This window comes from Paludisphaera soli, from assembly GCF_011064595.1.
Classification (GTDB): Bacteria; Planctomycetota; Planctomycetia; order Isosphaerales; family Isosphaeraceae; genus Paludisphaera; species Paludisphaera soli.
The window spans coordinates 67,271-80,636 of record NZ_JAALJI010000024.1 but is presented as its reverse complement, the minus strand read 5'-3'; the positions used below and the strand labels follow the sequence as shown (position 1 = coordinate 80,636).

The 13,366-nt window shown below is 68.4% G+C and carries 7 protein-coding genes and 2 pseudogenes; 4 read left to right on the top strand and 5 right to left on the bottom strand.

The window, feature by feature from the left end; all coding sequences use genetic code 11:
• Nucleotides 1-40: 40 nt before the first annotated feature.
• The 5 genes from G6O68_RS24315 to kaiC all read right to left on the bottom strand — a co-directional run bounded on the left by G6O68_RS24315 (nt 41) and on the right by kaiC (nt 6,240).
• Nucleotides 41-334 carry a hypothetical protein gene (locus G6O68_RS24315; RefSeq protein ID WP_165251253.1) on the bottom strand — a complete coding sequence of 98 codons (294 nt, stop codon included), beginning with the start codon at nt 332-334 and terminating at the stop codon, nt 41-43.
• Nucleotides 335-778: 444 nt separating this feature from the next.
• On the bottom strand, nt 779-2,728 hold the full coding sequence (locus tag G6O68_RS24310) for a glycosyltransferase family 2 protein (RefSeq protein ID WP_165251252.1): 1,950 nt from the start codon (nt 2,726-2,728) through the stop codon (nt 779-781).
• 37 nt (nt 2,729-2,765) lie between these two features.
• A complete protein-coding gene (locus G6O68_RS24305; RefSeq protein ID WP_165251251.1) occupies nt 2,766-4,112 on the bottom strand; it encodes an HlyD family secretion protein in 1,347 nt (448 codons plus the stop codon).
• Nucleotides 4,113-4,142: 30 nt separating this feature from the next.
• Nucleotides 4,143-4,475 (bottom strand): circadian clock KaiB family protein, encoded by a 333-nt coding sequence (locus G6O68_RS24300; RefSeq protein WP_165251250.1) that lies wholly within the window; start codon nt 4,473-4,475, stop codon nt 4,143-4,145.
• On the bottom strand, nt 4,468-6,240 hold the full coding sequence (gene kaiC / locus G6O68_RS24295) for a circadian clock protein KaiC (protein ID WP_165251249.1): 1,773 nt from the start codon (nt 6,238-6,240) through the stop codon (nt 4,468-4,470). The genes G6O68_RS24300 and kaiC overlap by 8 nt, the downstream gene beginning before the upstream one ends.
• 299 nt (nt 6,241-6,539) lie before the next feature.
• On the opposite strand from kaiC, the pseudogene G6O68_RS33820 reads away from it, so the two are divergent.
• From G6O68_RS33820 to G6O68_RS24275, 4 genes and pseudogenes are all read left to right on the top strand, one after another.
• Nucleotides 6,540-6,710, top strand: a pseudogene (locus G6O68_RS33820) (transposase); the annotation flags it as partial.
• An 85-nt stretch (nt 6,711-6,795) separates the two neighbouring features.
• Nucleotides 6,796-7,200 (top strand): annotated as a pseudogene (locus G6O68_RS33815) (transposase); the annotation flags it as partial.
• 1,379 nt (nt 7,201-8,579) lie between these two features.
• A complete protein-coding gene (locus G6O68_RS24280) occupies nt 8,580-9,773 on the top strand; it encodes an efflux RND transporter periplasmic adaptor subunit (protein WP_165251246.1) in 1,194 nt (397 codons plus the stop codon).
• 19 nt (nt 9,774-9,792) lie between these two features.
• On the top strand, nt 9,793-13,311 hold the full coding sequence (locus G6O68_RS24275; RefSeq protein WP_165251245.1) for an efflux RND transporter permease subunit: 3,519 nt from the start codon (nt 9,793-9,795) through the stop codon (nt 13,309-13,311).
• Nucleotides 13,312-13,366 lie beyond the last annotated feature (55 nt).

Here is a 13,366-nt window from a genome sequence, read left to right as displayed (position 1 = left end):
CCGCGACGCGCGAGGGATCGCGAGCATGCTCGTGTTCGAATCAGCGACGCCGGCGGTCGGCGTCCGACGGGGGTGCGGAGCCCTGGTCGCGCATCGCGGCCCGGAACTTCGCCGCGAACGGCAGCAGCCAGAGGATCATCCGGAACCTGGACAGGAGCTGGGTGATGGCGATGCCGCCGATCAGCCCTACGACTCCCAGGAAAATGGAGAGCCAGGCGAGGGTCCCCGGCCAGTAATACCAGCCGCCGACCGCCCCGAGCAGGGCGAGGCCGACCGAAGTCGCGTAGGCGACGCGGATCGCCCGCAGGATGAATGGCTCCGGTGGCTGCGTCATGATGGCCCATCCCGTCCGGGCTGCTGCGGGAGTGGAACATCCCCGCCGGCGACCTCACCCTGACGGGAGACCCCTGGGGGGTGTTGAAGGCGCCGCCGACGTTCGTCGAAACCCTGGGAAGTCAGGAGTCGACCTGGAGACTCGGGCCGCTAAAGGCCAGTGGAGCGGAAGGGGATCGAACCCTCAACCACAGCATTGCGAAGCGGCCGACGGCGACAGTCAGAAAACCGCGTAAACCCTGTCGCTGTAAACAGTCTACCGGCTTCAGGCCCTTTTGCAAGGCCCATCGAACGATTGCGAGGGATCGCGGTGTCGACGATCGGCCGGCCGGTAGAAAACAGGTAGTGTAAGGGATGGCAAATTGGGACTATCCCCAGGCCCCGTGGTGCGGGTGGAAATCCGAGTCGATCTGGTCCCGTCCGCCTCGCCTTCAGGCCAGTTGCCTCAGTCAAAGCCTCGGAGCGCGATGCCCTTGGCGAGTCGGCGCATCGAGGGCCGGGTCTGGATCGTGCCCGGGCCCATCGTGTAGACCCAGGGCAGGACGCGTTCGCGGACCCCCTTCTCGGCCAGGTCGAACCGCAACTCCAGGTCGTCCCCGCGCACCCCCACCGCAACGGCCCGGAACGCGACGTCCTCCGGCAGCCGGATCTTGAGGGAGGGTGGGACGGCCTGTCCCCTGGGCCACCGGATGAAAGCTCCGCCGGCCGACACCCCGGACATCACGACGACGAACGACTTCCCGTCCTCGGTCTCGCAATCCACCGCTTCGGAGGACGGGGCGGGCGCCGATTCACACCGGCCGTCCCGACTCGCCAGGACCACCAGGAACAGGAGCAGGATGTTGGGGACGGAGAAGAAGAAGGCCGCGATCAGATGATCCGGATTGGCGATCAACCGGGTCTCCGGTCGCGTATTGATCAGCAGGCCGAGGACGTTCAGGGCGATGAGGGCCTGCGCCGAAGTTCGGGCGAATCGATCGACGCCCCGGGCGGCCCCGCTCCCTTTCGGAGTGACCCGGAACGGGACGCCGAAGGGCTTGATCAAGGTCGCCGCGATAGTCGGCACGATGCGGAAGCTGAGCAGGAGCGACTGCCCGGCCGTCACGAACGGAACGTGTCGACCATCCGACAGCCAGCCGATCAGGCCTAACAGGGCGATGATCACGGGGAGCTGGTAATTGATCAAGTCCGACAGGTGGGCGTTCCGGATCGGTGCCAGCCCGGTCCACAGGAAGATGATCGGGACCAGCACGCTGAGCAGTCGGGCCGGGGTCTGCACCAGCCAGTCGAGCGGGAAGAAGAGCAGCCGTTGGAGCAGGGTGAGGCCGGGGCCGAACACCCCCTCTTTCAAGAAGAGCATCTGGAGGCCGCCCCGGCACCATCGCTGACGCTGCACGAACATCGCGGAGACGCTCTCCGGCGCCAGGCCGAAGGCGAGCGGCTCGTTCAGGAATCGCGTCACGAACCCCTGGCGCATGAGGACCAGCGTGGAAAGGATGTCTTCGGTCACCGACGCCGTCGGCACGCCGCCGACGCCCATGATCGCGGATCGCCGCTGCACGCTGGCCGAGCCGCAGCAGAAGGCGCAGCCCCAGGCGTCCCGGCTGGGCTGCAGCACGTCGAAGAAGAGGTGCTGCTCGTTGGGCATGTCGTCGAGGCGAAGGTTCGCGAGGTAGGGGTCGGAGTTGAAGAAGTGGTGGGGCGTCTGCACGATGGCGATCGTCGGGTCCGCGAAGAAGCCGACGGTTCGCATCAGGAAGTTGGGCTCGGGGACGAAGTCGGCGTCGAGGACGGCGAAGAACTCCCCGTCGGTCCTGGAAAGCGCGTGGTTGATGTTCCCGGCCTTCGCATGGAGGTTGTCCGGCCGGGTCAGGTAGTTCACGCCTTGCGCCGCGCAGTAGTCTCGCAGCCACGGCCGCCGGCCGTCGTCGAGGACCCAGACCGTGAAGCTCGGATAGTCCAGGTTCCGGCAGGCTCGGATGGGCCGTCGCAGGACCTCGAGATCCTCGTTGTACGTGCAGAGGAAGACGTCGACGCGCGGATGGTCCCCGTCCGGCAGTCGACGCAAGTCGTGCTCGCGTCGATTGGCCTCCCCGGTGCGATCGCTGGTGCTCGAGAGCATGGCGAACGTGAGGCCGAAGTTGGCGGTCGCCGCGATCTCGCACTGGAACAGGAACCAGATCCAGGCCCCGGCCGCCGTCAGCGGCGACTCCGGCAGGACGGTCGCCACCAGCCGCCATCGCATGTAGCGGACGGCGACGATCATCCCCAGGGCCACGGCGAGCGTCCGGGCCCAGGTCCGCTTGCTGGGCAAGGCGGGCAGGACCGCGAGGAGGAAGCCCGTCACGGCCAGCGAGACGGCCCACTCGCCGCCGATCGAGGGAAAGCTAGTCATCGCGGGGCGCATCCGTGAGGGGGGTGGGCTTGGGCCGTCAGCGGGCGATCCAGACGTAGGCCGAACGGCCGACGTGGAAGCAGTTCGCCGCCGAGCCGCCCTCGGGCTGACGGTCGAGCGCGATGATCGCCCGATAGGTGTCGGGGGTGCGAGGGATCAGGGCCGCCGCGCCGCCAGGCGCGGGCTCGGTCTCGTGCGAGCCGGCCAGGCGGACGACCCGGCCTTTCACGACTTCCGAAGAGCCCAGCAACCGAGCCTGGATCGGCTGACCCGGGTGGACCCGAGCCAGGTCCGACTTGCTGAAAGTCGCTTCGAGCATGAGGCGGCCCGGGTCGAGGATCTCCATGGCCACCGAGCCGGGGGAGACCTCGCTGGCGTCGGAGACCGTGGAGGCCCACACCACACCGCCGACCGGCGCGGACACGGTCTGGGCGTCGTGCGTCGAAAGGTAGGCGTCCTCGCTGAGGATGCGGGCCGCCAACTCGCCCAGCTCTCCCTCCAGCTCGGACACGCGGGCCCTGAGGGCCGCCTGCTGGATCTCGATGTCGTCGCCCCGCTGCTCCGAGTTGACCCGATCCTGGCCGCCGTCGCCCTCGCCCAGGAAGAGGCCCTTCCGGGCCGCCGCGAGCTGGAGATCCGAGCGGGCCGCCGCCTGACGCGCGACATTCAGCTCGTGACGGTTTCGCTCCACGTCGATCTCGGCCTGGCCGAGCTCGAGGCCGCTCGTCTGACTCTTCCGCGACAGGAGCCCGAGCGATCGCGCCTCGGCTTCGCTCGATCTCAGGCCCGAGGCGACGGCGTCGGCGTGAGCCCCCCGCTCCGCGGCGAGCGTCTCGGCGTGGCGAATCCGCAGATCTCGGTATTCTTCGAAGTGGCTCCTGAGGGAGTCCTTCAGCCGGTCCAGGTCGCCGATCTCGACGTTCAGGGCCGAAACGGTGTGGCGGACGGCCGCGATCTCGGCGCGAAGCCGCTCCGACGGCCGACGGTCCGCCGGCGGGGGCTGGACGATGAACAACGCCTGCCCCGCGACCACCGTCTCGCCGACGGCCGGAGGGGTGCCGCGCACCCGGCCCTGCACGGGCACGGCGACGGCCACCAGGGGGGCCGTGATAGCCGCCTGGACGCTGCCCCGGTACAGGTACGCGAAGATCGCGAACCACGCGGCCGCCCCCAGCAGCGTTAGACCGAACGCCAGGCGCAGGAGCCGTCGCGGCCAGACGCGAATCCAGAGCGGGCGCAGCTGGATCCCGTCCGGCGTCTCGACGATCAGGGCGTCGACTTCGCCATCGCGGATCGCCCTGAGCGCCTCCTCGGCCTCTTCGAGCCGCCTCCGGAGCTCGACGTCCCCGGGGGCCTCCGCCACGGCCGGCCGATGGTCATCCATGACGACCTCGGATGGGTCGCGGGCCTCCCATCAAGGCGGCGTGGGCTCGACTTCCAGCCCCGCGAGGACCCGCCGGACGTCGGACAGGTCGCCGATCACCTTGCGCTTCGGCAGCGGGGCGGTCCGCACCAGGGTCGGGATCGCGACGATCTCGTGGGCCTTGGCCAGTTGCGGGCTCGTCGCCAGGTCGATCACCTCGATCCAGTATCGTCCGCACAGGTGCTCCTCGCAGATCTTCTTGAGGTTCGCGATGGCCACGAGGCATCGCGGCGTCCGTCCGGCCACGTACAGTCGGAGTTCCCACGTTTCCGGCCCGGCCGCCGACGCGTCCGGCTCCGGGGGGGCGTCCTGGAGGTCATTCATAATGCCCTTCCACCAGTGCGGTGCCCTCGCCCTGGGCGTCCGCCTTGCGGTTCTTCGCCATGGCTTCGGTGACTTCGACGCGCTTGACCTCTCGCTTCTGAACGCCGAGCAAGAAGCGCTTCAGGTCGGCCTCCTCGGCCTCGTGTTCCGCCTTGAGGGCCTCGATACGGGCGTCGATCGCCCGGCACTTCATCCCCACGTCACGCTGCTTCTGCTCGACGTCCTCCGCCGTACTCCTCTCGGCCGCCAGGTCTTTCGCCTCCTGGGAGAGCCGGGCGGAGCCGGTGAGGACCCCGTCGGCCCCCAGGTAGACGTCCGTGAGCTTAAGCCCTTCGGAGCTCAGCACGAGCTCCCGGACCTGGTTGGAATGGGCCATCCCTCGCGACTTGAGGATGTTCAGGGCCCGGTTCCGCTCGCCGTTGAGCTCGATGGCGCGGATCAGCATCCAGGTGTCGATCAAGGACGCCATCCCGGCGTCCCGAAGCTCCATGGTGTCCCCACCGTTGGAGAGGCTGGTGAAGAGGCCGGTTATCTCGCGATCCTTGAGGGTGTCGACCAACCGCATCAGCATCCGCTTGACGTCCGCGTGGCCCCCGACGGCGTTCAAGTTGGTGATCGGGTCGACGACCATGGCCTGGGGCTCGAAGTCTCGGACCTGCTCGTGGATGTAGGCGAGGTGGTTCTCCAGCCCGAAGAGGGTGGGCCGGGTGGCGTGCAATCGGAGCAATCCCTGGTCGACCCACGGGGCCAGGTCGATGCCGATCGACCGCATGTTTCGGATGATCTGCCTGGGCGACTCCTCGAAGGCGAAGTAGAGGGCCCGCTGGCCACGGCGGCACACCGAGTCGACGAAGGCCGCGGCAAGGCTCGACTTGCCGGTCCCGGCCGTTCCGGAGACCATGACGCTGCTGCCGCGATAATACCCCCCCCCGCCGAGCATCGTGTCGAGCCGGTCCACCCCGCTCGGGATCCGATCGATCGGGGCGGCGTGTTCCAGGCTCATCGCGGAGACGGGCAGGACGTCGATGCCCCGCGGGCTGATCAGGAACGGGTACTCGTTGGTTCCGTGGGTCGTGCCGCGATACTTGACGACCCGGATGCGCCTCGTCGCGACTTCGTCGATCACGCGGTGGTCCAGCAAGACCACGCAGTCGGAGACGTACTCCTCCAGCCCGCGTCGGGTCAGGCTTCCTTCCCCCCGTTCCGCCGTGATGACGGCCGTGATGCCCTGATCCTTCAGCCATCGGAACAGCAGCCGAAGCTCGCTGCGGACGACGTCCTGGTCGAGCAGCCCTCCCAGGAGGTTCTCGATCGTGTCGATGAAGATGCGCTTCGCCCCGACGGAAGAGATGGCATGTGCGGCGCGGAGGAACAGCCCGTACAGGCTGTACGAGCCGGATTCCGCGACGTCGCCGCGGTCGATTTGGACGTAGTCCAGGGCCAGCCGCTTCTGCGCGACCAGCTCGTCGAGGTCGAAGCCTAGGGACCGCACGTTCGCGGTCAGCTCCTCGGCGGTCTCCTCGAAGGCGATGTAGACTCCCGGCTCATCGAACTGGACGGCGCCCTGCACCAGGAATTCCAGGCCGAACAGGGTCTTGCCCGACCCCGCGCCGCCGCAGACCAGCGTCGGCCGTCCGCGGGGCAGCCCGCCGCCGGTAATGTCGTCGAAGCCGCGGATTCCGGTCGGCGTCTTGGGGAGCGACCGTAGGTTCGAGACGTTTTGCTCACCAACCGGCGGGAGCTGGTCGAATATGAGAGTTTCCATACCCCCAACCTAGGACGCGGGGACGGCTTTGATGCATCAGGGCCGCCGGGGGCCGAAATTAAGTAGGTTCAGGAGGTCCAACACCTAGTTGGGGTCGCCCGGGATCGACCAGAAAAGCGACCTTCGTGCGATGCATCGGTGGACCAGACGCCACCCTTGCGGGGGGGGGCGACGAGACTGGCGGCGACCCCTTACATCCTTGGACATACGAGCAAAGAAGCCCCTTAGGGTGTGCTTGATGAACCGGCCGTCGGTCGCGTTCGTAGAACCTTGTTCCGATCGAACAAGGAGGGACGAAGATGAGACGGCACGAACTGACGGAGGCCCAGTTCGAGGCGATCCGCCGCCTGCTGCCCCGGGGCGGCGGCCGCGGCGGCCGGTGGCGCGACCAGCTGAAGGTGCTCAACGGCTTGTTCTGGAGGCCGCGGACCGGCTGCCCCTGGCGCGACGTCCCCGAGCGTTACGAGCCCTGGCCCACGATCTACGGCCGATTCCGCCGCTGGAGCCGCGACGGGACGCTGGATCGAATCGTGAAGGCGTTGCAGATGCGGCTCGATGAGGGGGGCCGCATCGACTGGGACCTCTTCTGCGTCGACGGGACGTCGATCCGCGCGGGCCGGGCGGGGCCGCCGGCGGCGGAAAATAGGGGGCGCGGAGGAGCCCGGAGACCACGCCCCGGGCCGCTCGCGCGGCGGATTCGGGACCAAGGTCCACCTGGTCGTCGACGGTCAAGGCCTGCCCCTGGCTGCCGAGGTGACCGGCGGTCAGCGGCACGAGTCGACACGGTTCGAGAAGGTGATGGACGCGGTCCGCATGCCCCGCCGCGTCGGACGCCCTCGCAGCCGACCGGCGAACGTGGCCGGTGACAAGGGCTGCAGCTACGATCGCATCCGACGCTGGCTGCGCAGCCGCGGCATCGGTGCGACGATCCCGCAGCGATCCGACCAGAAGGCGAGGCATCGCGGCCGGCCCCCGAAGCTCGACGCCGATCTCTATCGTCGCCGCAACGTGGTCGAGCGGCGTGGGTTGGCTGAAGGAGTGCCGGGCCGTGGCCACGCGCTTCGAGAAATTGGCGCGCCACTACCTCGGCATGGTCAAAACCGCCATGATCGAAAGGTACTTGCGCCTACTCGATCCGTGATACAGACCCTAGTGTGACGGCCGCTTGGCCGGAGGGCTTGTGGTGCCGGTATGTGTGCGTCCGGCGGGTGGGCGTGGACATGGGCCAAATCTCCAAAACCGGTAGGCTACCGGCTTTCTTGGAGTCATTCGGCCGCACCGCCGAGGTCCGGCGGGTATCCTAACGCAAGGATTTGAGGAGAGTTAGGAATAGTGGAGCGGAAGGGGGTCGGACCCTCAACCTCAGCATTGCGAGGCGGCCGGAGGAGTCAGGGGGAAAGCCGTATAACCCCTGACGCCGTAGAGATCTGACACGATTATCGCCCGTTGGCAAAACTTCTCGTTCGATGGCGTAGAACTGCGGGGGATCGCAGTAGACATGAGCCGCTATCCAGTAGTCGTCCGGTAGTCGCCGGATGCCTCCCCCGTGCCCTGAGAGATCTCCCAGGGCCCCAGTCCGGCTTGCTACGCTTGCCCATCCGACCGCCCGTATGCGACTCTGGATGGATCGAAGCGGCAGGGAGGTAGTTAATGGTGAACGTAATGCGTTCACCGCCTGCCGGGCGGGGGCACGCCCTCGGCGAGGGTAGGATTGCGTTGCCAGGCCGGTAAATTCTACTTTGCTGACGAAGAGTACCAGTAGCCGCCCGAGCCAGGTAGGATGATCTCCGATCCGCACGAGGCTGCGATCGGACGAGCACGCCGGAGTTCGCGAGGTACGCGACTTTTAGAGAGGACTTCGGACGCCGGCATCGGCATGGAAGAGCGTACCGCGCTGCCCAGGTGTCAGGCCAGCCCTCGCTCGGCATTCCCCTGAGCCAGGCCGCAGCCCCCGCCGCTGGGCCATGGTACGTCAACATTCCTTGGACGCGGGTCGCTGGATTTGCCGAGGGAATCTTACTGCAACGTTCGCGACCCATCCCGTCGCGGGGACGCCGAAGGCCGTGGAAGGGCCCCGGCTGTTTAGCACTCGCCGCGTGCAGGTCGACGCGGCAACGCGAATTCCGATCCCGGGGGGGCTCATGGGCCGTCGTTTTCGGACGCTTCTGCTTGTCCTCGCGGTTCCGGCCTTCGGCCTCGCCCTTCTGATTCCGGAAGTGCGCGAGCCGATGTTGCGATCGCTCGAGTCCGCTGGCTCGCCGGGGGAGGTGGCTCGCCCTGAGGAGCTCCCCCACGAGGCCGGGCGGCCCGCGGTCGAACTGGTTCCAGGGCGACGGGATATGCTCGTCGTGCCCGCGGCCGTGGTGGAGGCGCTCAAGATCCGCACCGAGGCGGCGCGGGCGGCGAGCGAGGTTCGCAGCCTTTCGTTGTCCGGATCGCTGGCCCTCGACGCCAACCGTTTGGCGAGGGTGCACCCCCGCTTCGAGGGCGAGGTCGTCGAGATCGGGACGATGCCCGAGCCGGACGCACGATCCGCCTCCGGCGGGACCCCGGCCCGCCCGCTCCGGTTCGGCGACGAGGTCAAGGAGGGGCAGCTCTTGGCGGTCCTCTGGAGCACCGCGTTGGGGGAGAAGAAGAGCGAATACGTCGACGCCCTCTCCCGGCTCCGCCTCGAGCAGGAGACGCTGGCGCGGCTCGAGAGGCTGCTCAAGGACCAGGCGATCCCCGAGCGCAACGTCCGCGAGGCCAAGCGGGCCGTCGAGGCCGACGAGATCGCCGCGGCCCGCGTCGAGCGGACGCTGCTCTCGTGGCGGCTGACCGACGCGGAGATCGGGGCCCTCAAGGCCGAGGCGGAGCAGATGCACGAACACAAGGCGGCGAGGGTCAAGGACCTCGAGCGGTCCTGGGCCAGGCTTGAGATCCGGGCGCCGTTCGCGGGCACCGTCGTCGAGAAGAACGTCGCCGTGGGCGACATCGTCGCGCCGGACTCGGACCTCTTCAAGATCGCCGACCTGAGACGCTTGGCCGTCTGGGCGCATATCTATGAGGAGGATCTTCCGACGCTGCTGGCGCTGCCCGCCCCCGTGACGTGGACCGTCCGGCTCAAGTCGGACCCGACGGCCGCCCCCCTGACGGGGGTCATCGACGAGATCGGCGACATCATCGACCCGAACCAGCACACGGCGCTCGTGATGGGCCACGTCACGAACCCGGCGGGGAGGCTGCGGGCCGGGCAGTTCATCGTGGCCTCCATCCCCCTGCCGCCGACCCCGGGCGAGGTCGAGATCCCGACTTCGGCCCTCGTGGAGGACGGCGACGAGAGCGTGGTCCTCGTGCAGCCCGACCCGGCCCGGCCTTGTTACGAACTGAGGCGCGTGGCCATCGCGCGGCACACCAGCGAGGTCGCCTTCATCCGCCCCGCCGCGGGCCGGCCCAGCTCGGTCGCCCTCGGCGAGCGGGTGGTCAGCTCGGGGGCGTTGGAGCTCCGGGCGGCCTTGAGGGACCTCCAGGCTTCGGCCAAGAACTCGAACTAAGCAAGGGCCCCCTCCTCCCATGGTGCGCAAGCTCTTCGACTGGGCCGTGGGCAACCCCCTCGTGGTCATCCTCCTCGCCGTGGCGCTGGCCGGGGTCGGGGGCTACTCGTTCGTCCACATCAACGTCGAGGCCTACCCGGACCCGGCGCCGGCGATCGTCGAGGTGGTCGCGATGTACCCCGGAGCCTCCGCGGAGGAGGTCGAACGCCAGGTCACCATCCCCCTGGAGGTCGCGCTGGCCGGGATGCCGGGGCTCAAGGCGTCGCGCAGCAAGGCCCTCTTCGGGCTGGCGTTCGTCAACAACCAGTTCGACTACGGGACCGACTACAACCAGGCCCGTCAGGAGGTCATCAACCGGCTGAGGTCCGTCGAGCTGCCCGAGGGGGTGGTCCCGGAGATCTCGCCCAGGTCGCCGATCGGGGAGATCTTCCGCTACACGCTGAGCAACCCCGAGGACGCGCTCGGCCGCCCGATCTACTCGATGAACGACCTCAAGACGCTCCAGAACTGGACCCTCGTCCGCGAATTCCGCCGCTTGCCCGGGATCATCGACGTCATCAGCTTCGGCGGGACCCGCAAGCGGTACGAGGTCCGGCCCGACCCGGACCGTCTGAAGCGCTACGGCGTCACGTTGACGCAGCTCCAGGAGGCGATCGCCGAGAGCAACGCCAACGTGGGCGGCGATTACATGGTGCAGGGGGACACGGTCCAGGTGGTCCGCGGCCTCGGGCTGCTGGGCAAGGGGCTCGACCCGTTCCAGCGCGTGCTCGGCCTCAAAGACCCCGCGGCCGCCCGCGATATCCTCCGCGCCGAGGAGCGGAAGCGGATCGCCGAGATCCGCCGCATCGTGGTCACCTCGACCGACAATGTCCCCGTCCGCGTCGAGGACGTGACGGAAGGGGGGCCGCTCAAGTCCTGGGAGGAAGTCGGGGCCCAGGGGGTCGTGGTCGCCAATCACACCCGCCTCGGCCGCGTCATCCTGAGCCGCCCCTCCGGCCCGTCCGGCGAGCGGGACGGCGTCGAGATCGAGCGGGGCGGGTGGGTCGACGAGGACGACGCGGTCCAGGGCCTGGTGATGCTCCGCAAGGGGGCCGACACCCTGCCGGCGCTCAAGGCCGTGGAGGCCAAGATCGAGGAGCTGAACACGGTCCCCGGCCGCCTCCTCCCGGGCGTCAAGATCGTCCCCTATTACAACCGGACGGATCTCATCAACGTCACGACCGAGACGGTGCGCGAGAACCTCCTGGTGGGGATGGCCTTGGTGGTCGCCATCCTGCTCATGTTCCTGGGGAACGTCCGCTCGGCGCTGATCATCGCCATCAACCTGCCGCTGGCCTTGCTCTTCGCGTTCGCGGTCCTCTACCTGCGGGGCCGGTCGGCCAACCTGCTGTCGATCGGGGCGGTCGATTTCGGCATCATCGTCGACAGCTCGGTCATCGTTGTGGAGAACATCTATCGCAAGCTGAGCACGGGCGAGGACGCCGACCTCCCCCTGGGAAGCCGGATCGTCAGGGCCGCGATGGAGGTCGAGCGGAGCCTGTTCTTCTCGACGATCGTCATGGTCTGCGCCATGCTCCCGCTGTTCACGATGACCGGCCCCGAGGGGCAGATCTTCGCCCCGATGGCCGACACTTACGCCTTCGCCCTGGCCGGGGCCCTGGTCCTGGCCGGGACGCTCTCCCCGGTGCTCTGCCTCCTCCTGTTCCGCCGCCTCAGGCCGGCCAGGGACAACGCGCTCGTCCGGGGGATCAAGGCGGCCTACCTCTGGCAGCTCGGCTACGCCCTCAACCATCGCGTGCTGAGTCTCGCGGCGTTCCTCGCCCTCGCCGGCGTCACGGCGGGCTGGGCCGTCCCGAGGCTGGGCCGCGAGTTCATGCCGGAGCTGGACGAAGGCCATATGTGGATTCGGAGCATATTCCCGATCAACATCTCGCTGGACGAGGTGTCCGACAAGGCGAAGCTCGCCCGGTCGATCATGCGGAAATACCCGGAGGTCGAACTGGTCGCGGCCCAGCTCGGCGGTCCCGACGGTGGGACCGATCCGACGAGCTTCTACAGCGCCGAATTCTTCGTCCCGCTCAGGCCGCAGCATGAGTGGCCCGCCGTCAAGGAGCAGGTCGGCTGGCGACGCTGGATCGCCCCGAAGCGGCCGAGGAGCCGGGAGGAGCTGGTCGCGGAGCTGAGCGCCGAGCTGTCCGGGACCATCATCGGGGTGAACTGGAACTTCTCGCAGCAGATCCGGGACAACGTCATGGAGGTGCTCTCCGGCGTCCAGGGGGAGAACTCCGTCAAGATCATCGGGCCCGACCTGGACGAGCTCGAATCGGTCGCCGCCCGCGTCGAGGCGGCGCTGACGGAGGTCCGAGGACTGACCGACGTCGGGGTCTACCGGATCAAGGGGCAGTCCAACCTCGAGTTCCCGATCGACCGCGAGAAATGCGCCCTCTGGGACGTGAGCGTCCAGGACGTCGAGGACGTGATCCAGACGGCCGTGGCCGGCAAGCCGTTCACTCGCATGATCGAGGGGGAGAAGTCGTTCGACGTGACGCTCCGCTGGCCCGAGAGGCTCCGCCAGAGCGATACCGCGATCCTCGACATCCCGGTGAACGTGGCCGGGCACAGGGTCAGCGGCGGGCGCGATGACGTCGCCGGCACGTCGCTCACCGGCCCGAGCCAGAGCGTGGCCTCGATCGGCACGAGCGGGGCGATGCCGGCCCTGGCGGGCAGCACCCTGAGCACCGGGGTCAGCGACTTCGGCGACTCCCCCTGGCGGCGCCTGGGAGACCTGGTCACGCCGACCGACGCCCACGGCGACCCGGCCCCCGACGCGACCTTCATCCACCCCGGGGCGTCGATGATCTATCGCGAGGAGGGGAATCGGATGATCGCCGTCAAGTTCGGCGTCCGCGGCCGTGACCTCGCCGGGGCGGTCGCGGAAGCCCAGCGCAAGGTCGGCCCCCTGGTCGAGGCCCCGTATCGGATCGAGTGGAGCGGCGACTTCAGGCAGATGGAACAGGCCGAGCGCCGCATGCTGCTCATCGTGGGTCTGTCGCTCGCCCTGATCTTCCTGCTGCTCTACCTCGCCTTCAATTCGCTCCTGGACGGGATGGTGATCTTCGCCAACGTGGTCGCCATGTCGATGGGCGGCGTCTGGGCCCTCCTCCTGACGGGGACGAACTTCAACATCTCGGCCGCCGTCGGCTTCGTCTCGGTGCTCGGGGTCGCGGTCCTGAACGGGCTCCTGATGGTCTCCACCTTCAACGCCCTGAGGGCCCAGGGGCTCGACGTCCGCGCGGCGGTGACCCGGGGCGTCGAGCGGCTGATCCGACCGGTGACCATCACGGCGCTGGCGGCGATCCTCGGGCTGATCCCGGCGGCGTTCTCGACCCGCATGGGCTCGCAGGCTCAACGACCGCTGGCCATCGTCGTGGTCGGCGGCATGATCATGACCCTGATCGTTGCCAACCTGGTCCCCGTCCTCTACAGCCTCTACGGCCATCGCGAGCCCCCCGCCGGCTCCGGTGACATGGCGCATTGATCCCGCCGTCGGGAAAGCGCCGATCCCGCCCAAGTCCCGCCGTCATTCATGCCGA

What these genes read in the sequence shown, in the direction of transcription:
- G6O68_RS24315 (WP_165251253.1), bottom strand. Translation starts at nt 334, where the DNA reads ATGACGCAGCCACCGGAGCCATTCATCCTGCGGGCGATCCGCGTCGCC.
- G6O68_RS24300 (WP_165251250.1), bottom strand. Translation starts at nt 4,475, where the DNA reads ATGAATGACCTCCAGGACGCCCCCCCGGAGCCGGACGCGTCGGCGGCC.
- G6O68_RS24310 (WP_165251252.1), bottom strand. Translation starts at nt 2,728, where the DNA reads ATGACTAGCTTTCCCTCGATCGGCGGCGAGTGGGCCGTCTCGCTGGCC.
- G6O68_RS24305 (WP_165251251.1), bottom strand. Translation starts at nt 4,112, where the DNA reads ATGGATGACCATCGGCCGGCCGTGGCGGAGGCCCCCGGGGACGTCGAG.
- kaiC (WP_165251249.1), bottom strand. Translation starts at nt 6,240, where the DNA reads ATGGAAACTCTCATATTCGACCAGCTCCCGCCGGTTGGTGAGCAAAAC.
- G6O68_RS24275 (WP_165251245.1), top strand. Translation starts at nt 9,793, where the DNA reads ATGGTGCGCAAGCTCTTCGACTGGGCCGTGGGCAACCCCCTCGTGGTC.
- G6O68_RS24280 (WP_165251246.1), top strand. Translation starts at nt 8,580, where the DNA reads ATGCTCGTCGTGCCCGCGGCCGTGGTGGAGGCGCTCAAGATCCGCACC.